18 protein-coding genes and 1 tRNA gene are annotated in these 21,195 nt (G+C 69.5%); 7 read left to right on the top strand and 12 right to left on the bottom strand.

All coding sequences use genetic code 11. The features are described 5' to 3' along the window. The first annotated feature begins 99 nt into the window (after window positions 1-99). From ACWGKS_RS00555 to ACWGKS_RS00565, 3 genes are all read left to right on the top strand, one after another. The gene (locus tag ACWGKS_RS00555) at window positions 100-1,038 is read left to right on the top strand and encodes a GNAT family N-acetyltransferase (RefSeq protein WP_452457049.1); all 939 of its coding nucleotides are present in this window, start codon (window positions 100-102) and stop codon (window positions 1,036-1,038) included. A gap of 157 nt (window positions 1,039-1,195) precedes the next feature. Then, on the top strand, window positions 1,196-1,894 hold the full coding sequence (locus ACWGKS_RS00560; RefSeq protein WP_452521340.1) for a hypothetical protein: 699 nt from the start codon (window positions 1,196-1,198) through the stop codon (window positions 1,892-1,894). After that, window positions 1,891-2,208 carry a hypothetical protein gene (locus tag ACWGKS_RS00565; protein WP_452521342.1) on the top strand — a complete coding sequence of 106 codons (318 nt, stop codon included), beginning with the start codon at window positions 1,891-1,893 and terminating at the stop codon, window positions 2,206-2,208. The genes ACWGKS_RS00560 and ACWGKS_RS00565 overlap by 4 nt, the downstream gene beginning before the upstream one ends. Window positions 2,209-2,282: 74 nt before the next feature. Here ACWGKS_RS00565 and ACWGKS_RS00570 read toward each other — a convergent pair whose 3' ends face one another. The 3 genes from ACWGKS_RS00570 to ACWGKS_RS00580 are packed head-to-tail and all read right to left on the bottom strand — an operon-like array spanning window position 2,283 to window position 5,462. Continuing rightward, a complete protein-coding gene (locus ACWGKS_RS00570) occupies window positions 2,283-3,836 on the bottom strand; it encodes a tripartite tricarboxylate transporter permease (RefSeq protein WP_452521344.1) in 1,554 nt (517 codons plus the stop codon). A 1-nt stretch (window position 3,837) separates the two neighbouring features. Beyond that, the gene (locus ACWGKS_RS00575) at window positions 3,838-4,473 is read right to left on the bottom strand and encodes a tripartite tricarboxylate transporter TctB family protein (RefSeq protein ID WP_452521346.1); all 636 of its coding nucleotides are present in this window, start codon (window positions 4,471-4,473) and stop codon (window positions 3,838-3,840) included. Then, on the bottom strand, window positions 4,470-5,462 hold the full coding sequence (locus ACWGKS_RS00580; RefSeq protein ID WP_358507372.1) for a Bug family tripartite tricarboxylate transporter substrate binding protein: 993 nt from the start codon (window positions 5,460-5,462) through the stop codon (window positions 4,470-4,472). The genes ACWGKS_RS00575 and ACWGKS_RS00580 overlap by 4 nt, the downstream gene beginning before the upstream one ends. A 253-nt stretch (window positions 5,463-5,715) precedes the next feature. Here ACWGKS_RS00580 and ACWGKS_RS00585 point away from each other — a divergent pair, with 253 nt between their 5' ends. The 3 genes from ACWGKS_RS00585 to ACWGKS_RS00595 are packed head-to-tail and all read left to right on the top strand — an operon-like array spanning window position 5,716 to window position 8,605. Further along, window positions 5,716-6,540 carry an IclR family transcriptional regulator gene (locus ACWGKS_RS00585; RefSeq protein WP_452521348.1) on the top strand — a complete coding sequence of 275 codons (825 nt, stop codon included), beginning with the start codon at window positions 5,716-5,718 and terminating at the stop codon, window positions 6,538-6,540. Beyond that, window positions 6,537-7,763, top strand: a complete 1,227-nt coding sequence (locus ACWGKS_RS00590) for a CaiB/BaiF CoA transferase family protein (protein WP_452521350.1) — start codon at window positions 6,537-6,539, stop codon at window positions 7,761-7,763. The genes ACWGKS_RS00585 and ACWGKS_RS00590 overlap by 4 nt, the downstream gene beginning before the upstream one ends. Then, complete coding sequence (locus ACWGKS_RS00595; RefSeq protein ID WP_452521352.1) at window positions 7,760-8,605, top strand: citryl-CoA lyase; 846 nt, start codon at window positions 7,760-7,762, stop codon at window positions 8,603-8,605. Before ACWGKS_RS00590 ends, ACWGKS_RS00595 begins: the two co-directional genes overlap by 4 nt. Window positions 8,606-8,675: 70 nt before the next feature. On the opposite strand, the gene ACWGKS_RS00600 is transcribed toward ACWGKS_RS00595, so the two are convergent. Both ACWGKS_RS00600 and ACWGKS_RS00605 read right to left on the bottom strand, forming a co-directional pair. Further along, entirely contained in the window at window positions 8,676-8,972 is a 297-nt protein-coding gene (locus ACWGKS_RS00600) for a hypothetical protein (protein ID WP_452521354.1), read from the bottom strand. A gap of 406 nt (window positions 8,973-9,378) precedes the next feature. Continuing rightward, window positions 9,379-10,266, bottom strand: coding sequence for a CPBP family intramembrane glutamic endopeptidase (locus ACWGKS_RS00605; RefSeq protein WP_452521356.1), 888 nt, complete (start codon window positions 10,264-10,266; stop codon window positions 9,379-9,381). Between the two features lie 230 nt (window positions 10,267-10,496). Between ACWGKS_RS00605 and ACWGKS_RS00610 the strand changes: the two genes are divergently transcribed. Continuing rightward, complete coding sequence (locus ACWGKS_RS00610; protein WP_452521358.1) at window positions 10,497-11,111, top strand: TetR family transcriptional regulator; 615 nt, start codon at window positions 10,497-10,499, stop codon at window positions 11,109-11,111. 94 nt (window positions 11,112-11,205) lie between these two features. On the opposite strand, the gene ilvD is transcribed toward ACWGKS_RS00610, so the two are convergent. The 7 genes from ilvD to ACWGKS_RS00645 all read right to left on the bottom strand — a co-directional run bounded on the left by ilvD (window position 11,206) and on the right by ACWGKS_RS00645 (window position 21,153). Continuing rightward, window positions 11,206-12,936 (bottom strand): dihydroxy-acid dehydratase, encoded by a 1,731-nt coding sequence (gene ilvD, locus ACWGKS_RS00615; RefSeq protein WP_452521360.1) that lies wholly within the window; start codon window positions 12,934-12,936, stop codon window positions 11,206-11,208. 382 nt (window positions 12,937-13,318) lie between these two features. Further along, window positions 13,319-13,394 (bottom strand) — tRNA-His (locus ACWGKS_RS00620). A gap of 67 nt (window positions 13,395-13,461) precedes the next feature. Further along, on the bottom strand, window positions 13,462-14,112 hold the full coding sequence (gene orn, locus ACWGKS_RS00625; RefSeq protein ID WP_452521362.1) for an oligoribonuclease: 651 nt from the start codon (window positions 14,110-14,112) through the stop codon (window positions 13,462-13,464). Between the two features lie 104 nt (window positions 14,113-14,216). Continuing rightward, window positions 14,217-16,124, bottom strand: coding sequence for a DUF2510 domain-containing protein (locus ACWGKS_RS00630; protein WP_452521364.1), 1,908 nt, complete (start codon window positions 16,122-16,124; stop codon window positions 14,217-14,219). Window positions 16,125-16,222: 98 nt separating this feature from the next. After that, window positions 16,223-16,894 carry a hypothetical protein gene (locus tag ACWGKS_RS00635; RefSeq protein ID WP_452521366.1) on the bottom strand — a complete coding sequence of 224 codons (672 nt, stop codon included), beginning with the start codon at window positions 16,892-16,894 and terminating at the stop codon, window positions 16,223-16,225. A gap of 371 nt (window positions 16,895-17,265) precedes the next feature. After that, window positions 17,266-19,032 (bottom strand): substrate-binding and VWA domain-containing protein, encoded by a 1,767-nt coding sequence (locus ACWGKS_RS00640; protein WP_358507442.1) that lies wholly within the window; start codon window positions 19,030-19,032, stop codon window positions 17,266-17,268. Between the two features lie 387 nt (window positions 19,033-19,419). After that, window positions 19,420-21,153, bottom strand: a complete 1,734-nt coding sequence (locus ACWGKS_RS00645; RefSeq protein ID WP_452521367.1) for a substrate-binding domain-containing protein — start codon at window positions 21,151-21,153, stop codon at window positions 19,420-19,422. Between the last annotated feature and the right edge of the window lie 42 nt (window positions 21,154-21,195).

Raw genomic sequence — 21,195 nt, forward strand, 5'->3', positions numbered from 1 at the left:
GGGTGATTCGTCGGACGGGGTCGCGTGGTGCCAGGTGGCGGCCGTGCCGTGGCCGAAAATCCTTCGACAACGCGGGGCGCCCTTGCGAGGCTTGCCGGCATGGGAGATTTCAGTAGGGCCGAGCTACGGCTGATGCAGGATCTGTCCCAGCGGGTGTCGGCGCGGTGGCCGGAACTGGTCAACGGTGACGCGACCGTGGGTGAACTGGCCTGGGTCTGGGGCATGGCCCAGGACACCTTCGGGTCGTACTGGCGGCGTCGGCTGTGGTTCGACGAGGACCGGCCGGTCGCCTGGGGGTGGGCGCGCCTGCCGTACCGGATCCCGCGCGACGATGGGACGTTCCGTGAGACGAGGTCGGCCGAGCTGGTCTGGCAGACGGACCCGGACCGGCCGGAGCTGATCGACGAGGTCCTGGACTGGTACGACGAGGTGGCCGGTGACGTCGACCGGACGATGACCGTGCAGGTCGCCGACGCCCGGGCGCGTCAGCGGGTCGAGGCGCACGGGTTCGTGTTCGACGTCGAGGACGGGGGCGACGAGGGGCACTGGCTCCAGACCAACGAACGCGACCTGGTCGATGTGCCGGAACCGGTGCTGCCCGAGGGGTTCCGGTTCGTGACGGCCGAGGACGTGTCGGCGGCCGGGGTGGTGAAGGCGCATCGGGACGCCTGGCCGAACTCCCGGTTCACCGAGGCGGGGCTGGAGCGGATCCGGGAGACCTGGCCGTACCGGGGTGACCTGCACGTGCTGGTGGAGGCGCCGGGCGGGACCCTCGCCGCGTCCGCGATCATCTGGCTGGACGAGGTCACGCGCTCCGCCGAGTTCGAGCCGGTCGGCACCCACGTGGACTTCCGGCGTCGGGGGTTGGGTTCGGCGTTGCAGCTGCACGGCATGCACCGGGCCAAGGCGGCGGGGGCGGAACGCATGGTGGTCGCCTGTCTGGGCGCGCCGGCGCACCCGTCCGCGCGAGGGCTGTACTACGGCGTGGGGTTTCGTGAGTTCACCCGCGACGTGCCCTACGTCAAGACCGCGGGCTGAGGCGGGGCGACGTCGTTTCCGCTGGATGGGCGCGGGGTAGGGGCGCGAACACATGGTTCGCAAAAGGTGCAAATCAGACTTTCGATTCGATCTCCGGCGCCCGGGGCCGGTCGTGTCGACGCGCACCTACCCCACCGCTCGAAAGGGGGCGGAGGACATGCAGCAGGATGCCCAGGATGATCACGGTGCCGGTGGTTCCGCGCGTCGTCGCACCCGTCACGGGGGCCGCAAGAGGCACAAGGGGCCGGGGATGCGGCCCGAACAGGGGCCCGAAGCGGAGGCCGGGCTCGTGGAACAGCCCCGTGTGGAGAAGAAGGCGCCGCGGACACGTGAGGAGCGATCCGCCCGCCCCTCCACAAGGGACGATCCCGATGTGTACCTCGACATCCCGGTCGTGAAGGTCGACGAGATCGAACTCGACGTCGAGGACCTCGCCGCTTCCGTCTCGCTGGAGGCCGACGTGTTGGACCTGCTCAGACTGAAGGTGGGTGTCGACGTCGAACTCGGCCACGTCGGACTCACGATCAAGGGGGTCGAGGCGCAGGCGCTGCTCAAGGTTCAGCTCGACAACGTGCGGGAGATCATCGCCCGGGTCCTCAAGACCATCGACTCCAACCCACAGATCATCGAACACGTGGCCCGAGGGGTGGGCAGGTCGCTCGAAGAGGTGTCGGAGGGCACCGGCGCGGCCGTCTCGGAGGCCGGCCGGGGAGCCGGTGACGCCGTCGCGGGAGTCGGGCGAGGCGCAGGCGACGCCGTCTCCGGGGCCGGGCGGGGAGCCGGAAGGGCCCTGGAGGAGACGGCGGGCGCCGTCGGCGACGTGGTGGGGGACTTCGACGAGGAGGACGACGGATGAGGCGCCGCCGCGAGGACGAAACGGATGACATGGACGACGTGGACGACGTGGAGATCCGTGCGTCGGTGTCGGCGGAGGAACTGCTCTTCCATGAGGAACCGGACGTCCGGACCCGCGTACGAGGAACCCCCGATCGAGAGAGCCTCTCGGTCCGTGAACGCGACGGCCTGCCTTGGCGGGTGCGTGGGGGAGAGGTGTATCGCGGCGTCCACGTCGACTACCGGCTCGCCGGTGCCGTGCGGGCTTCGGAGGACGATTCCGAACCCGAGCATGGGGATGACGGCCGTGAGAGCGGACCATCGGCGAGCGGGTGAACCGACCGGCACCGTTCGAGCGGCCCGAGACCGGTCGGGAGTCGTGGCTCCTCCCGACCGGCCGCCCTCTCGGTTCACACGGTCGAGGGGGTCTTGGATTCCTCCGCGTCGGCCGAGCGTCGGGACGAACGCACCCGCGCCACCACCACGATGCCCACGGCCAGCAGGATGACGGCGTAGATGCCCAGGGTGATGGGGCCGGTGAACATGACGCCCACGTCGCCCTGACCGATCGCCAGCCCGCGTCGCAACTCGCTCTCCGCCAAGGGGCCGAGGATCACGGCGATGAGCACCGGCGCCAAGGGGATCGCGTAGCGGCGCATCATGAAGCCCAACAGTCCGAGCAGGATGAGGAGCCAGAGATCGGTGATCGCGTAGGAGGAGGCATAGACGCCGAGCGCCGCGAAACCGGTGATCCCCGCGTACAGGTACCTCTTGGGGATGAGCAGCAGTTTGGCCCACAGCGGTGCGAACGGCAGGTTCAGGATCAGCAGCATCACGCTTCCGATGAACAGGCTCGCCAGGAGCGCCCACACGAGGTCGGCGTTGCGTTCGAACAACAACGGTCCGGGCTGCATGCCGTACTGCTGGAAGGCGGCGAGCATGATGGCCGCCGTGGCCGAGGTCGGTAGGCCGAGCCCGAGGAGGGCGCCCATGGCCGTGCCCGCGGTCGCGCTGGCGGCCGCCTCCGGTGCCGCCACCCCTTCGATGGCGCCCTTGCCGAATTCGTCGGGGCGCTTGCCTCGGCGGGCCCTGAGCTGGGACAGCTTCCTCTCGGTTCCGTAGGCGAGGAACGTCGGGATCTCCGAGCCGCCGGCCGGGATGGTGCCGAAGGGAAGCCCGAAGCCCAGACCGCGCAGCCAGGCCGGGATGGCGCGGCGCAGGTCGCCGCGTCCGAGCCAGAGCGTCCCTCCCGTCTTGACCGGTCGGGCGTCGGGCCCCTGCCGGTGGATGCGGGAGGCGACGTGGAGCACCTCTCCCAGGGCGAGCAGGCCGACGGTCACGGTGACGATGCCGATGCCCTCGAAGAGGGAGGGTACGCCCAGGGTGAACCGGGCGGCGCCGCTCTGCGCGTCGATGCCGACCATCGCGATGCCCAACCCCAGGGTCAGCGCGATGAGACCGCGCACCATGGACTGGGCGACGACCGCGGACGTGGCCACGAAGGCGAACACCGCCAGCGCGAAGTACTCGGCGGGGCCGAACCGCAGGGCGATGTCGATGATGACGCCGGAGAAGAACGCGACCACCGCCGTGGAGACCACCGCGCCGATGAACGCGCCGATCGCCGAGGTGGCCAGGGCCTGGGAGGCCTTGCCGCGCCCGGCCATCTTGTGGCCTTCGATCGCGGTGGCGATGGCCGAGCTGTTGCCCGGGGTGTTCATCAGGATCGACGTGGTGGAGTCACCGAACAGACCGCCATAGTAGACGGCGGTGAACATGATGAACGCGCCGGTGGGATCGAGTTTGAAGGTGACCGGGAGCAGCAGGGCCACGGCCATCGCCGATCCCAGGCCGGGAAGCACGCCCACCGCGGTACCGAGCACCACGCCGACGAACGCCCAGAGCAGGTTCTCGGGGGTCAGGGCGGAGGCGAAACCGCCGCCCAGGAGCATGAGGGTGTCCATGTCAGAGAAGCCCTCCCAGGATCCCCGAGGGCAGGTTCAGGCCCAGCCCCGCGACGAAGGCGAGTTGGACGACGGCGGAGTAGACCAGGGCGACGGCCGCCTCGAACAGGGGCCGTTTCCCGCCGAAGGCCCAGCTCACGCCGAAGAACAGCAGGGCTCCGGACAGCAACCAGCCCAGGGGTTGCAGGAGCAGGGTGAAGGCGACGACCGCCGCCAGGACCATGCCGACCGTACGCCAGTCGCTGTGGGGACCGGTGTGTTCGGGTTCCCGGCGCACCTCGGCGGGGGCGCTCGCGGAGGTCTGGCCGGGGTCTTCGACGGACTCGTCGACCACCTCGGCGTTCTCCGATCCCTCCTCCTCCGGCGCGGTCGTCGGTCGGCGGACGATCTGGAGTACGAGGAGCGCGCCGAGCACGACCATCAGTCCGGACACCAGGCTCGGGAAGAGCCGGGGGCCGGGGCCGGTGGAGGTGTCGGGGACGTGCATGGTCAGGGTCTGGGAGGCGAGGAAGACGCCGATGCCGATGACGAGCACACCGACGAAGAGCTCGCTGCGACCCCTCCACCAGGGATCTGGTGTGTGGTCCGTCGCGTCGCCCGACGAAACGGGCGACGCGGATTCTCTGAGTGGGTTCATGACAGTCCCAGGTCCTCGGTGACGTCGGTGATACGGGTGATCTCTTCGCGCAGGAACGCCTCGAACTCGGGACCGGACTGGAAGGTGTCGTCCCACTTGTTGCGTTCGAGGGTGTCCCGCCACTCCGGGGTGGCGACCATTTCCTCCACGATGGCCGTGAGCTCCGCGCGTTCGGCGTCGGTGATCCCCGGCGGCGCCATGAAGCCGCGCCAGTTGGGGAGCACGGCCTCCACGCCCTGTTCGGGGAGCGTGGGATGGTCCTCCAGGCCGGTGACCCGCTCGTGCGCGGAGACACCCAGGACACGGAGGGCGCCCGTCTCCACCTGGTCGCTGAACTCGTTGTAGCCGGAGACGCCCACGTCGATGCTGCCCGAGAGCAGTGAGGTGAGGGCCTGGGCGCCGCCCGCGAAGGGGATGTAGTTGACGTCCGAGGGGGCGATGTCCTGGGACTGGGCCGCGAGCCCGGCCAGGAGGTGGTCGGTACCGCCGAGCGATCCGCCACCGACGGCCACCGCGCCCGGGTCGTCCTCCCAGGCCTCGATCAGGTCGCCCATGTCCTGGAGGGGGGAGTCGTCGCGGACCACGAAGACCTCGTAGTCGTCCGCCACCCGGGCGATGGGCACCACGTCCTCCAGCGTCTGGGCTGAGTCGTTGACGATGATGCCGCCGATCATGACGGTCCCCGTGGTCATCAGAGTCGTGGCGCTGCCCTCCCGCCGCACGGTCTGCGCGAGGCCGATGGTGCCTCCCGCTCCGGGCAGGTTGAGGACCTGGGTGTTGGCCACGATGTCGTTCAGCCGCATCGAGTGCTGCGCCTCTCGCGCGACGAGGTCCCAACCGCCGCCCGGGTCGGCGGGCACCACGATGTCCACTCTTGCCCGGGCCTGGGAGTCGTGCGTCTGCGAGAGCGCGGCGTTCACCCCGGCGGCACCCACCACGAGCGCCGCGCACACGGCCCCCACCGCGCGCAGGGTCCGCTGCTTGTCCATCTTCACTCCCTCTCGATCCACGTTGGTCCACTAGGTGGACCTAATGGGCCGCTGATTGGTTCAGAGAATGATGCAAATCACTCGGGTCGGTGTCAATGCGTCCCGGAGATCTTTCCTTAACGAAGTCGTCACGTCAGGCGGTTCACCATCACTTCGAAGTGGGGAGTGCGCGGGGATGTGGTGGTCGTCGGTCACTGGTGGATCGTGGCCCCTTGGGTTAACCTGTTTCGCATCGAACCATCTAGTAGTCCAAATGGTCCGTCAGATGGACCAGGGCGGGAGGGTGATGGCCGGGGAAACCGAAGGGGGAGTGCGCAGTGTGGTGCGTGCTCTGGACCTGCTGGATCTCTACGACGAGAGGAACCAGCGCTACACCACGCGAGAACTGGTGGAACTGACCGGACTGGCCAAGACCACCGTCCTGCGACTGGTCGGGACCCTCGAACAGCGCGGCCTGCTGTGGACCGGACCGGACGGTCGCGTCGGAGCCGGCCCGGGGCTGCTGCGCTGGGCGCGTCTGGCCCACGCGATCTGGCAGGTACCGGAGACCATTCGCGCGATCATGCGAGAACTCACGGTCGAGACGTCCGAGACGGTCAACCTGTACGTGCGAGCGGACACCGTTCGTGTCTGCGTCGCCCAGGAGGAGGGGCCCCAACGGCTCCGCCACGTCGTCAACACCGGTGAGGAGATGCCGCTCTGGGGCGGCGCCGCCAGCAAGGTCCTGCTGGTCGGGGTCCCCACGTCGGTGGTACGACGGGTCGCCGCCGCCTCCCCCCAAGGCCCGCGGTACGCCGATCGACTGCTCACCGAGATCGACGAGGCCCGGACCCGAGGCTTCGCGGTCAGCCACGGCGAGCGCGAGAACGGCGCCTCCGGTGTGGCCGCACCGGTGTACGGCGCCCAGGGGGCGACCCCCGTCGCCGCGCTCGCCGTCGGCGGGCCCACGGCGCGTTTCACCGATGCCGCGGTCCGCGTCTTCGGCGGTGCCGTGAGCGAGGCGGCCGAGCGCATCGGTCGGATCGGATTCGAGCCCGCCTCGCAGAACACGGCCTCGGACGAGAAGGAGAAGAGATGAGCCCCTCGACGACGGCGCGGGACGACCTGCCCCTGGCGGGAATCCGTGTCCTGGACCTGACCAACGTCCTGGCCGGACCCTTCGCGGGATACCAGCTCGCGTTGATGGGGGCGGACGTGGTCAAGGTGGAGGTCCCCGGGGCGGGTGACCTCGCACGGCAACTCGGGGCCTCACCGGAGCTGAACCGGGAACGCCTGGGCGCCTCCTTCCTCGCCCAGAACGCGGGCAAGAGGTCCCTGACCCTGAACCTGAAGTCCGACGAGGGGCGGAAGGTGATGGAGCGCCTGATCGGCGACGCGGACGTGCTGGTGGAGAACTTCCGTCCAGGGGTCATGGACCGCCTGGGGTTCGGCTGGGACGAACTACGCGGCATCAACCCGGGGCTGGTGTACTGCGCCGTCTCCGGTTTCGGGGCCGATGGTCCGCTGAGCGATCGCCCCGCCTACGACCAGATCATCCAGGGCCTCTCCGGCATGATGGACGCCACCGGAACCGAGGAGAGCGGCCCCCTGCGCGCGGGTTTCCCCATCGCCGACGTCATGGGCGGACTGGCCGCGGCGTTCGCCATCGGCAGCGCCCTGGTCCGTCGAGAACGCACCGGCCGAGGCTCCCACCTGGACGTCTCCATGTTGGAGACCGCCATCACCGCCCTGGGCTGGGGCGCCTCCAACCACCTCTCGGCCGGCGTGGAACCCACCAGGATCGGAAACGAGAACGCCACCGCGGCGCCCTCGGGCACCTTCTCCACCGCCCAGGGCATGCTCAACATCGCGGCCAACAAGCAGGAACAGTACGAGATCCTGTGCCGGCGGATCGGCGCCCCCGAACTCCTCGACGACCCCCGCTTCGCCGCACGTGAGAGCCGCAAGGACAACCGTGCCGAGCTGCGTGAGGCGATCGAGGAACACCTGGAGAAGCGGACCGCGGTCGAATGGGAGGAGATCCTCTCCGCGGCCGGGGTCCCCGCGGCCCGGGTCCTCAGCGTTCGCGACGCCCTCGAACTCGAACAGATCGACCACCGCGGCCTCGTGCGCACGCTCCCCTTCCCCGGGGACGAGGAACGCGAACTACGGGTTCTCGGCACCGGCGTACACGTGGACGGAGCGTCCCTGGGCCCGGACCGGTCACCGCCCCTGCTGGGAGAACACACCGATCAGGTTCTCCACGAGGCCGGATACGAACAGGGCGACATCGACGCGCTCAGAGAGGCCGGTGCGCTGTGACCGCTCCGAACGACCAGGCGATGACCCACGAGGAGATCGGCGACTGGTGGTCGAACTCCCTGACGCGGATCGCACCGGGTGAGATCGAACTGCGCGGCTACCCGGTCCAGGACGTCATCGGCCGCTACGGATTCATCCAGGTGGTCTGGCTCATGCTCCGGGGGGAGCTTCCCGAGCCGGCCCAGGCCCGCATGCTGGAGTCGGCGATGGTGGCCGGCGTCGATCACGGCCCACAGGCGCCCTCCATCGCCGCCGCCCGCATGGCCGCCACGTGCGGACTGGGGCTCAACAACGCGGTGGCGACGGGGGTCAATCTCCTGGGTGACGTGCACGGAGGCGCCGGACAGCAGTGCGTCGCGCTCCTGAACCGGATGGCGGAGTCGCGTTCCCACGGCACCGACGTGGGCGAGGTCGCCGAGGCGATCGTCGCCGAGTACCGGGAGAAGGGTGCCTACGTGCCCGGCTTCGGGCACCGCTTCCATCCACGGGATCCCCGTCGGGACCCGCTCCTGGCCATGGTGGAACGGGCGGTCGAGGACGGGACCGTCGACGCGGGGCCCCTGGAATCCGCGCTGGCCCTGGAACGGGCCTTGGAACAGCGCGGGGGGCGGGCGGTCCCCATGAACATCGACGGAGCCACGGCCACCGTCTACGCCTCCCTGGGCTTCGACGCGGAACTGGCCAGGGGGCTCTTCGTGCTCTCCCGTTCGGTCGGCATCCTCGCGCACGCCTGGGAGGAGAGCAACAGCGGGGCCCGGATCAAGGGCCCCCTCCCGCGCTCGGTGCTCGCCGGTTACACGGGCCCCGAGACCCGGGTCCCGGGTGAGCGCGGCGACGACTGATCCTCGCGGGAGGCCTCGCGTGCGGGCCGTGGATTCCGAGAAGGCCGATCCTTGCGACCGGTTCGACCGATCAGCCCGTGGCGGCGAACATCATGAGGTTCGCCGCCACGTAGATCACGGTCGCGACCGCCAGGCCGAGGAGCATCACCCAGACCGCGGGCCTCCTCCTGACGAGGCGCACGATGGCCCAGACGGTGACGATCAGCCAGATCACCCAGGGCGAGAAGATCATCAGCGGGAGGGCCACATCGACGGCGGTGCCGCATTCGCTCCCGCAGCTCGCGGTCGCCATGATCGAGAAGAAGCCCCAAAGGCTCGCTCCGATACAGACCGGCGGCGCCAGGCAGATGAGGACGATCGTGATCACCCTGTCCGCGGTCGACCCCTGCCCGTGCCGTGGCACAGTGCCCGGTCGATGATCGGGTCGGTGGGCGTTCGGGGGGACCCCGAAGGGGGAGGCCGAGTGCATGAGCGTCATCCTGCCACGCGCACGGGCCGACGACCAGGGTGATCGTCTTGTGGTTCCACCACTGTTCAACCTCCGGCGATCATCTCCCCGGTCCGGACGAAGGGCCCTGACCTCGCGACGTCGTCGCCGGTCAGGGCCCTTCACTGTCGGCTGCGGCTCCCCCATGTCGCCGTACTCGCGGGGCGAGCCTCGTACGCACCAGCGGGGGAGTGAGGACGAGGAGGCCGAAGCCTCCGCCACGCGGCCACACCCGTAGGGCATGACACTCGTCCCGACGGGATCGGGGTCGGGTCGTCTGGGAGGGTCACCGGGTCGTCACTCCCGATTCCTGCGCCCTTCCTTCGCGTATCCAGACGACGACCACGGTCGCCAGGACGAACACGACGGGAATGAGAAGGTGGGGGCCGCCGGCGCCCTCACTTCGCGCGACGGAGAATTCACCGCCGCCCGCCAGAAGGGTGTTCAGAATCGCGGTGAAGGTGTTGTTGGCGATGTGCCAGGCGATCGGGGCTTCCAATCCTCGGCTTCGGATGGCCATCGTGGCGGTGGCCAGACCCAAGAAGACGTGGTAGCCGAACAGCCACGGGTCCGAGGCGAAATGCGAGACGGCGAAGAGAACGCTGGACACCACGACGCCCAGGCCGAGCGCGAGCCGCTCGGGCCTGACCCACGACGCGACGGCCGGCATGGTGGCGCCACGGAACATCAGTTCCTCCGCCGCGGCGGTCAAGGGCGTGGTCAGTACCATGATCACGATGAGCGATCCGGTGGTGCCGGTGATGCCGAAGCCCACCCATGGTGTGTGGTCGATGGCGAAGACACCCAGTGCGGCGTTGCCGAGCACGGTGAAACCGAGGGCCCAACCCAGGTAGACGGTGAGTCGACGGAAGTCGAATCCTCGGCGATGGCTCAACACCTCACGCCACGAGACCCTCGCGAAGCCGGCGACGATGGGCACCGTCAGAAAACCGGTGACGATCATGCTGATGTTCACCGCGAGAAGACGCAGCGGACCGAGCGTTTCCGACTGCTCGCTCGGCCCCTCGATGAGGGTCGCGACCTGGTACAAGCCGACCTGCACAATGATCATCGCGATCGGCGGCACGAGGATCACGATGAGCGACTTCCACCGGCTCATCGATAGGTGGGCGCCGAATCGGCGTTCGTTGATTCCGGTGTTGCTCGAAGACATTCTCGGTTTCCTATCGCGTCGAGCCATCATCGGTACCGCGGCCGCGACGCGCGTTCTGCGCTCCCTACGGCGGCAGGATCCCCATACCGACCAGTAGGGCCGGTACCGGTGCGCCGGCGACCCAATCCCCTTGGTGAACGTCCGCTCGCGCGCCACCACGATAGTACATCGTACTAGTACGTAGTACTAGAGATTCTGTTGCGGCATACTGGAGGCAAGAGGAGACCTTCATGACGACGACACCACCGCTCGATACACGCGAGCGGATTCTGGCGGCCGCTGCCGCGATCCTCGCCGAGGACGGCATCACCGCACGGCTGACCGTGCGGGCGGTGGCCGCTCGTGCCGGTGTGAGCATCGGGTCCATGCGCTACCACTTCCCGACGCAGCAGGAGTTGCGAGATCAGGTCATGGAACGGGTCGGTGAGTGGCTCGCCCCGACGGAGTGGATGCGCGACGCCTCCCTCTCCGGACACGAACGTCTCCTCCGGAGTCTGCGTCAGGTGCTCGCGCGTGCGGGCATGGGACAGCAGGCGCGTGACGCCATGGTGGCCGCGGTCAACGCGTTCGTCGCCGTTGAACAGACCGATCAGGTCAGGGAGGCGCACCTGTCCATCGAACGCGACGGTCAACGACGCATCGAAGGATGGCTCGACACGCTCGCGAAGGAGGGGCTCCTCTCCCCGGACGACGTCCCTCGAAACGCTCGATTCCTCGGGACGGTTCTGAACGGCCTCTCACTACAGCGAGCCTTTCCGGCGATCGACGCGCTCGTGGAGGTGGAAGAGCAAACCCTTCAGGTGGCGGTATCCGCGGTCCTTCGGGCCGAGGGCGACCAAGCTTGAGCCGTACCCGCGACGATCTCTCCCCGACCCTTCCAGGTCGGGGTCCCTTCGTCTCCGGGGCGGGCGACGGGACCCCGACTCCGTCAGGGAGGGGTCAGTGGGTGATGGCGCCGGTGGACGCGGAGTGGACGAGTTTCGCGTACTTGCCGAGGACGCCCTCCGGGAACCTGTTGGGCAGAGGTCGCCAGTGCGCTCGACGCGCCTTGAGTTCCTCCGGGTCGACGTGCAGGGCGATGGTGCGATCGGCGATGTCGACGGTGACGCGGTCCCCCTCGTGGACGAACGCGATGGGTCCGCCCTCGACCGCCTCCGGGGCGATGTGACCCACACACAGGCCCGTGGTGCCGCCGGAGAAACGTCCGTCGGTCAGCAGCAGGACGTCGCGGCCCAGCCCCGCGCCCTTGATGGCGGCGGTGATGGCCAGCATCTCTCGCATCCCCGGGCCGCCCTTGGGGCCCTCGTAGCGGATCACCACGACGTCCCCCTTCTGGATCTCACCGGCGCTCAACGCCTCCATGGCCGCCTGCTCGCGTTCGAACACACGCGCGGGGCCGGTGAAGACCGTGGTGTCGAAACCCGCGGTCTTCACGACCGCTCCCTGCGGTGCGAGTGAGCCGCGCAGAACCGTGATGCCGCCGGTGGGGTGGAGGGGATCGTCGAGGCGGCGAAGGACGGTTCCGTCGATGGGGTCCGGTGCGAGTTCTCGGAGGTTCTCCGCGATGGTCCCGCCCGTGACGGTGAGCGCCTCACCATGCAGCAGACCCGCGTCCAGGAGCGACTTCATCAGAACGGGGATGCCGCCGACACGGTCGACGTCGTTCATGACGTACCTGCCGAACGGCTTGAGGTCGCCGATGTGGGGGACGCGGTCGCAGATCCGGTTGAAGTCGTCGAGTTCGAGATCGACCTTCGCCTCATGGGCGATGGCGAGCAGGTGCAGGACGGCGTTGGTGGATCCGCCGAGCGCCATGACCACGGTGATGGCGTTCTCGAACGCCTGCTTGGTCATGACGTCGCGCGCGGTGATCCCCTGTTCGAGCATGGCGACCACCGCCTCACCGGACCGGTGCGCGTGGTGGTCGCGACGCCGATCCGCGGACGGGGGAGCGGTGGAACCCGGCAGGCTCATACCCATCGCCTCGGCGATCGCCGCCATGGTGTTGGCCGTGAACATGCCACCGCAGGCGCCCTCGCCGGGGCAGATGGCGCGTTCGATCCGATCGAGGTCATCGACGCCCAACCGCCCGGCCTTGCACGCCCCGACGCCCTCGAAGGCGTCGATGAGCGTCACGTCCTTCTCGGTGCCGTCGGCCAGCTTCACCCATCCGGGCGCGATGGTGCCCGCGTACATGAAGACGGAGGCGAGGTCCAGGCGTGCTGCCGCCATGAGCATGCCGGGCAGCGACTTGTCGCAGCCGGCGAGCAGGACCGATCCGTCCAGGCGCTCCGCCTGCATGACCGTCTCGACGGAGTCGGCGATCACCTCACGTGAGACGAGGGAGAAGTGCATGCCCTCGTGACCCATGGAGATGCCGTCGGAGACGGAGATCGTGCCGAACTCCAAGGGGTAGCCGCCGCCCGCGTGCACGCCCCCCTTCGCCGCGCGCGCGAGACGGTCCAGGGAGAGGTTGCAGGGGGTGATCTCGTTCCACGAGCCGGCGACGCCGATGAGCGGTTTGTCCCAGTCGCCGTCGCCCATGCCGACCGCCCGGAGCATGCCACGGCTGGGGGCGGCCTCGATGCCGTCGGTGACGGTGCGGCTGCGCGGTTTCGGATCGATGCCCATATCGGTGCCTCGCATGGAGTCGTCAGCGGACCGGTTCACGGATTTCCTCCCCCTTGAGTTCGGTGTGTTCCGTGCCTTTCCGGTTCGGGGGCCCGCCAACCCTGCCGGGGCGGTACCGGCGAACGGAATTCGCCAGGGCGGGCCATTCACACAGGGCGTCCCTCCCCGGCTCATGCTCGGCTCGGGAGGGGTGTGCGTGGACCATCGCTTGGGTGGGGGTCGAAGCGAGGGAGATCGGAGAAGGTTCTCGACGACCCTTCCCAGGTCATCAGAGGGGTCCGGCCCACCCGCCGATCGCCGCTTTGTCGTGGATACGGTGGTCCGGGCCGGGTCGTGGCCGCTTCGTGTACTCGGGTGCACCCCCGGACACGCAAAAGCCCCTGACCATTTTGCGTTGCCGCTGGTCAGGGGCTTGAGCCTCTGGGGTGAGTGACGGGACTTGAACCCGCGACTTCTTGGACCACAACCAAGTGCTCTACCGACTGAGCTACACCCACCATGTGCGCCGGGCCTCTCGGCCCTGCGTACGTATGTAATCCTAGCGGACTCCGGGGAGTGCTTCGATCACTTTTCCGAGGAGGGCCGGGCGAGAGCCGCGTCACGCGCCTTGAAGCCCGTACCACCCTCGACGGTCTCGGCGGCGATGGCGCGGGCGGTCGCGGAGTCCGGGCCGGGATCGGCGACGAAGGCGGCGGCGCGGAAGTAGCGCAGCTCTCTGATGCTCTCGGTGATGTCGGCCAGCGCCCGGTGGCCGCCATTCTTCTCCGGGCTCGCGTAGTACACGCGCGGGTACCAGCGGCGCAGCAGCTCCTTGATGGAGGAAACGTCGACCATCCGGTAGTGCAGGAACTCGTCGATGCGCTTCATGTCGCGGGCCAGGAAGGTGCGGTCGGTGGCGATGGAGTTGCCGCACAGGGGCGCCTTGCCCGGCTCGGACACGTACCGGCGGATGTGCTCCAGGACGCGGTCCTCGGCCTCCTGCAGGGTCACGCCCTTGTCGAGCTCCTCCAGCAGGCCCGAGGCGGTGTGCATGTTCCGGACGAAGTCGCCCATCCGGTCCAACGTCGACTGCGGGGGTTTGATGACGATGTCGACACCCTCGTCGAGGATGTTGAGTTCGCTGTCGGTGATGAGACAGGCCACCTCGATCAACGCGTCGTTCTCGAAGTCGAGGCCGGTCATCTCGCAGTCGATCCACACCAAGCTGTCGTTCATACCGGTCAGCTTAGGGGTTTCGGGCCGTGAATCGGACGATGCGCGGGGTGCCGGGTTCTGTGCCCCGGCACCCCGCGCGCTTCACCCGGAGCCGTTCGCTCCGGTCAGTCCCAGACGAACGGGTCGGACATCCCCGGAGGGTTACCGAGGTCGAAGATCGTGTACATCCAGTCCCACACGTCCCAGAACTGCAGGTAGCCCAGGGCGAGGACGACCAGGATGATCAGCGCGAGGAAGAAGCAGCCGCACCCGCAGCCACCCTTCTTCTTCCTTTTCTGCTGCGGTGGTCGACCGTACGGGTTGCCGTGCGAGCCGGGCGGGGGGTTGTGACCCCACTGCGGACCACCCGGGGGAGGACCACCGGGGCCGGGAGGCCGCCCCGGACCACCGGGGGCGCCGCCCATGGGGGGCTGTCCCGGAGGCGGACCGTAACCCTGTGGGGGATGGCCGTGCGGCGGCATCGGGGGCTGCCCCGGAGGCGGGCCGAAACGCTGGGGCGGCTGGGCGTACTGCTGGTGAGGCGGCTGCCCCGGGGGCGGGTATCCCGGAGGCGGGAAGCCCGGCGGGGGGTTGTTGGGTCCGGACGGGGGGCGGTGGGGGGCCTGCTGAGCACCCGAGGGGGCCTGTTGGGCGCCGGGCGGCGGTTGATGACCGGGGAAGACGCCGGGCGGTGGGGCGGCGGGGGCGTGTCCCGGCTGGGGTCCCGAGGGCGGCTGTTGGGCGCCGGGTCGGGGCCGGCCCGGGTTCTGCGGGGTCCACTCTGCGGGTGGAGCGCCCGCCGCGGACGCGCCCGCGGGCGGGGCCGGGGTGCCGGGAGCTCCGGGGGCGCCGGGGGTTTCGGCCTCACCAGGGGCGCCGGGGATACCGGGCGTGCCGGGGGGAACGGGGGGAGCGTTCTTGGCGGCCTCCTCTGCGCGCTTACGCTCCTCCTCGGCCCGCTGCCGAGCCTCCTCGGCCTGCTTCTGGGCCTCGGCCTCCTTGCGAACCCGCTCTTCCTCGCGCTTCTTGGCGGCCTCTTCCTCGGCGTGGCGGCGCTGTTCCTTGCGCTCCTCGGAAAGGTCGGCCCAGCCTTCCTTGAGGTTGCCGAAGAACTTGTTGAACTTGCCGCCCTTGCCGTCCTCGGATTCGCCGGAGCCCTGTTCGACACCGCCGGAGAACATCGGGTCGTTGGGGTCGAAGACGGCGGTACCGCCGGGGGCCGGTGCCCCGGCTCCGGGGTCGAACACCGCGGTGCGCGGCGCCTCGCCGACCACGTCCGGGTTGAAGACGGCCGTGCGGGGAACGTCACCGGCCCCGCCGGTGCCGATCTCGTCGGGGTCGAACACGGCGGTGCGCGGTGCCTGGCCGGCGCCGGCATCGTCACCGAGGTCGGCCGTTGGTGTCTCGTCGCCGGTCAGGTCCGCGGTGGGAAGCCCGTCCTCGCCGGTTCGGGGCAGGTCGGAAGGGTTGACCCGGATGGTCGCGCCGGCGTCGCCGCCCGGGGCGTCGACCGGTGCGTGGTCTCTGAAGTCCTGGTCGGCGCCACCGAGGTCCGCGGTGGCCTCGTCGTCCTCGTCCCGACTCCAGGACGGGTCGATCCGCATGGTGCTCGGTTCGTCACCGACGGGCGGGGGCGGCGTGGGGGTGGCGGCCGGCTCCTGCCATGAGGGGTCGATCCGGACGGTTCCCTGCTCGTCGTCGGACCCGGCGGGGGGACCGGGTGTGGGGGAGGCCTGCCGAGCCCATGAGGGGTCGATCCGCATGGTGCTCGGTTCGTCTTCGATCGGAGCGGGCGACGGTGCCGGTGAACCCAGCCGGACCGTGCCTTCCTCTTCGTCATCCGTGGGGGCGGTGCCCCCGTCCTGTCCGCCCAGGTAGGTGGTGGCGGGTTCCTCGTCGGAGCCACCGGCGCCGCTCTGGAGCTCACTCAGTGAACGGGTATGCCGCGTCCACCCCTCGCCGTTCCACCATCTGAGTGTCTGTGCGTCACCCTGCGGGTCCGCGTACCAACCCGGCTCGATAGATCCACCCATGGGCGACAGACTAAGGGGTTTTGGAGCCGTACTTAACCAGTGGTATCCGTTTCTCCGAGAAGGCAAGGAATCGGGGGCCGAAGCCTCGCGGAAAGTACCTAGGTGATCACCGGGAGTTGTGGCTCCTGGTGCGAGCGAGGCATCCCGGAGCCCTTCGGGAACAGGGGCACCCCCTGCCCGCCGGAAGCCCCGGAACCACCACCGGAGAGCAACAGCCCCACGGAGACGGGCCCGGGGGCGGAAGCGACCGAACCCGGTACCTGGTCGTGGCCGAAGTGGCCGCCCCGGGACCAGCACCGCACCGCGGCCTCGACCGTGGCCCCGCCCCCGACGCCCCTGCGTCCGGGAGGTCCGGCCGGCCAGGTCCGGGACACACCCCAGGAGTCCAGCCACCCCAAGAGCGTGGACAGGCCCGTCATGGGGCCGTCGGTGAAGGGCCGCTCCTTCGTGCCCACCACGGCCACCACGAGGCACACGCGCCCCTCGTCGCCGTGGTCCAGGTGGCGACCGAAGATCGTGGTGCCGCCCAGCGCCATCCCCGCGCGGCGGGTGGCGGCGAGCAGCTGGACGACCTCCCCGCTCACCGGGTTCCACACCAGGTGCGTGGTCCGGCCCTCGTGGAGTAGTCGCCGTGCCTCCTCGGCCGCCGACCACACGCCCGGATCGCTGCCGGTCACCGTCCAGACCGCTCGTGGGGCCCCGGCCCCCTTCACCGTGTGGGCGGGCCCGCCGTCGATCCTCTCGGCACCGGGCATCCACGCCTTCGCCATGGCACTCCCATTCGGTCGTACTGCTCGTCGTGCCTGGGGATCCGGGGAGAGAGGGCTTAGGGCGGCCCGGATCCAGGTCTATCCGTGGTACGCCACCGTGGGTGAGAAGTCCATAGCCCTTCGGCGTCCGGTTAGGTTCATGTCACCTTCCGTTCCGCGCACCGAACCCGCGGGACACAGACGTCCGTGGAGAACCCCGGAAGCACTATGGAGTACTGGAAGGCCCGGTAAGGGACGGTCCGGAACGGTTGTGGTCGGACCGCAACGATCGGGCTCACGTCGGGTCCGCCACCGGGCAAGACGAAGGGGCCGGTCCGCGGTCTGCACCACGGCCCGGCCCCGGACCCCGTTCGCGCCCCGAGGCGCCCGGGTCACTCCGCTTCTTCCTCGCCCTCCTCGGCGATCCGCAGCGAGAACGCCTGCAGGAAGATCTCACCGATCTCCGTCGGGTCCTCGGTCATGTACGCGGCGCCACCGGTGGCCGCGGCGATCTGCTGCAGCGGCTCCAGGTGCTGAACGTCCGGGCCGAAGGCGATCGTGATGATCGGGATCGGCCGGGAGGGGCTGGACAGCTCGTTGATCTGCTCCAGCAGTTCCTCCAGTTCCATGCCGCCGGGGTTGTCGTTGTCCCCGTCGGTGAGCATCAGGATGACGTTGGTGCTGTCCGGCTGGTAGTTGGTGGACATCTCCTGGTAGGCGGCCAGGTAGGTCTCGTACAGCGCCGTGTCGCCCTGCGGGAGCGGTTGCAGGTTCTGCAGGGACGAGCCGATCACGTCGCGGTGCGTGTTGCCGTTGTCGTCGGTGGCCTGCAGTTCCCGGACGGGGGCGAGCTCCTGGTAGTGGAGGTCGTCGTTGACGTTGGTGGAGAACTCCCACAGACCCAGCTCGGAGGTCTCGGTGAACATCTGCAGACCCTCGCCGGAGGCCGCGGCGGTCACCTGCATACGGGTCAGCCCGGTCCCGGGCACCTCGGCCAGCATCGAACCGGAGACGTCCACGATGGTCAGGACCCGCGAGTCCATCTTCATCTGGGTCCAGGACCGGGTCAGGTCGGTGATGGAACCGTCCGACGGGGCGGCCAGCTCGGTCGGCTCCCCCTCGGCGAACCCGGCGTCGGTGGACAGCACCGAGGGGTCGGATCGGCCCTCGGCGCCACGGAACCCCTCGTCGAGCAGCCGCTGCTGGGCCTCGTCGGAGCGCACCGCGGTGCGGAACACCTCGGCGGCGCGGGTGATGTCGCTGTCCTCGCTGCGCACGATGTACGGGAAGTCGAGGAAGTAGGTGCCGTCGTCCAGGTAGCCGGGCTGGGCCGGGTTGTCGCCGTGGGCGGCGTTGTACCGCCACACCGCCTGCTCCGACATCACCATGACGGGCGGGGAGCTTTCCGTGCCGCCGCTCAGCGCGAGGAACGCGGCGTCCTCGTCGGCGGAGGCGCCCTGGTGCAGGGACTGCAGGGCCGCGGTCATGTGCGCGTTGAAGGTGTCCGCGTCGGAGCTGGACTCCTCCAGCGCCCCCTGCAACAGGTACAGGGTGCCGAGGCCGCTGGAGCTGCGGACCGGGTCGACCACGCGGACGGTGCGACCGCTGTCCTCACCGGGGGCGGCGGTGGGGACCACGTCGGACCAGGTGGTGGGCTCTTCGTCGGCCTCCGCGAACCGGGCGAGCTCGGCCAGGACCAGCGGGGTGCGGGCGACGGAGGTGCCGGTCTCGGTGATGACGGCGTCGCCGGCCTGGCTCTGCACCAGACGGCTCCACAGCGAGGAGTCGGGGATCCACACGTCGGAGTCGGTGTCGCCCATGGTCGCGCCGGAACCGGTGATGCCGTAGGCGACGTTGGCCGAGTCGACCTGGCGCACCTCGGCGCGCACGCAGTTGCCGTCGACGTTGTGGTCCTCGGCGTTGAAGTCGCTCGCGACGTCGGTCAGGGCGGGGCCCAGTTCGGGGCTGACCGCGATGTCCAGTTCGATGTCGGAACCGCCGCAGCCGCCCTGCTTGCCGAACATGTACACGCCCGCGACGGCGAGACCGACGACGATCACCATCGCGGCGGCCAGAGCGACGAACGCCCCGCCACGGCCACGACGGCGTCTGCTTCGGCCGGAGGGTTCTTCTGCGTATTTTCCGCGGTGACGTCCCACAGCTTTCCTCACGGGGTGGTGTACGGACGGATCTCGTACAGGGGGATGATCGGGTACGGGGATAGGGGGTACGGGTCAATTCGTACTTACCGGTTCGGCTCGGGGCGAGGCGAACTTATGAGTGTTACTGGTGGGAACCGTACTCAAAGCCTCAGACCGAGTGAATGGGGGCCGGCTCCCCGACAGGGGAGACGGGTCGTGGTCCGGTGGTGGGAAACCGGGGCATATCGGCAGTCACCTTGGGGAATCCGATCGGGCCGGTTCCCCGAGGTCGCTCGGGAACCGGTCCGACCGAAACGCGATTCCGATATTCAATCGAGACCACCGGTGTCGGTGTGGCCGTTCGACTTGCCGGGTACCCGATCCGCCGACCACCGGGTCGGCCGATCAGTTGTCGCAGTTGGGCACGCACAGGCGGCGCGAGATCGAGCTGAGGAAGAAGTCGCCGATCTCCGCCGGGTCCTCGGTGACGAACGACGAACCACTCGTGGCCCGCGCGATCTGCGCCAGCTCCTGCTCCTCGGCCTGGTCGCCGAAGCCGATGATGAACATCGTGACCGGACGCTCCGGGTCGAAGCGGTCCTGTAGGGCGGCCACCAGTTCGTCGTGGGAGATCTCGCTGGAACCCTCGTCCTGACCGGCGGTCAGCAGGATGACGCTGTTGATCTTGTCCTCGTGGAAGCCGTCCTGAACCTCGTCGTAGGCGGCCAGGATGTTGTCGTACAGGCGCGAGTCGCCGCCCTGTGTCTCCAGGTCCTCGGCGACCGCGCTCATCTCCTGGCGGCGCGTCACGTCCCCGTCGTCGGCCTGGCCCAAGGGGTGCATCTCCGCGGCCTCCTCACGACCGCTCTCGCCGTATCGGTCGGACATCAGCCACAGGCCCATGTCGGTCTCGTCCGGGAACAGCGACAGGCCCAGGAGCGCGGCCTGCTTGGCGACCTCGATCCGCGCGGGGCCGCCGTTGAGGTCCTCGGACATGTTCTGGGACGCGTCGGCCAGCACCAACGTGCGGCTGGGCATCGAGAGCCGGTTCCAGTCGGTGACCGAGGCCAGCAGGGCGTCGCCGGTCAGCTCCTCGTGCGTGGGCGGGGCCGCCGCCTCGATGCCGGGCTGGGCGGCCAGCACCGAGGACGCCTCACCGTTCGGGTCGCGGAAACCCAGCTCGCGCAGTTGACCGCGGTAGGCGTCGGTGCCGACCACCTGGTAGAGGTCGGCGGCGGCCGACCGCAGCGCGGATTCCTCGGTGACGGTCACGTAGGGGTAGTCCAGGCCGACGGTGCCGTCCTCGACATAGTGCGCCCGCAACTCGGGCGCGGAGTCGGCGCGGCGCAGGTTGTAGGAGACCACCGCCTGTTCGGGCACCGCGATGACCGGGTCCCGCCGGTCCTGTGAGGCGGTCGAACCGGTGAACACGGTGGTCAGGTCCAACTCACCGAAGGCCGAGTCCATCTGGACCTCGCGGACGAAGTCGGTCATGGCGGTGTCGGCGTCGTCGCCGGTGCCCAGGTGTTCACGGATCGCGTGCATCACCGTCATGCCGTCGGCGCCGCGGTTGGGGTCGACCATCACCACGGGCCGGTCGGGGTCGCGTTCCCCGGGCAACAGCATGGTCCAGTCGGCCTCGTCCTGGTCGGGCATGCCCTCGGTGTCCGGTGGGGCGGCCAGCACCACGGGGGAGCTGGCCAGCGAGGGCGGGTCGGTCTCGATGCCGTGCGCGCCGCCCGCCGACACCCGGGCCAGTTCCACCCAGGCCGAGGATTCGGGGATCCACACGTGCGGGGTGATGCTCGATTCGCCCAGCTGGTTGCCGGACAGCGCGTCCATGATCCGGTGCGGGGCGATCTCGTCGACCTGCGCGTACACGCACACGTCGCCGTAGCGGGGTTCGTCGGAGTTGAACTCCGTGGCGGCCTCGCGCAGCACGGGAGCGACGCTCTGGGTCGTGGACACCCGCAGGTAACGGGTGTCGCCGCAACCGAGGACGTTCATGCCGACGGGGACGGCGATGGCCGCGACGGCGATGAGGGCGACGACGATCGCGGTGATCCCCATCGGCGACCGCACCGCCTTGCGCGAGGTGGTGACGGCCGGGGAGGGAAGTCGATGGCGTCCAGTGGACACGGGCACTCCGGGGGTGGGACTGGTCGTCCGGCGCCCGGTCGC

Source organism: Nocardiopsis sp. NPDC055879, assembly GCF_053615935.1.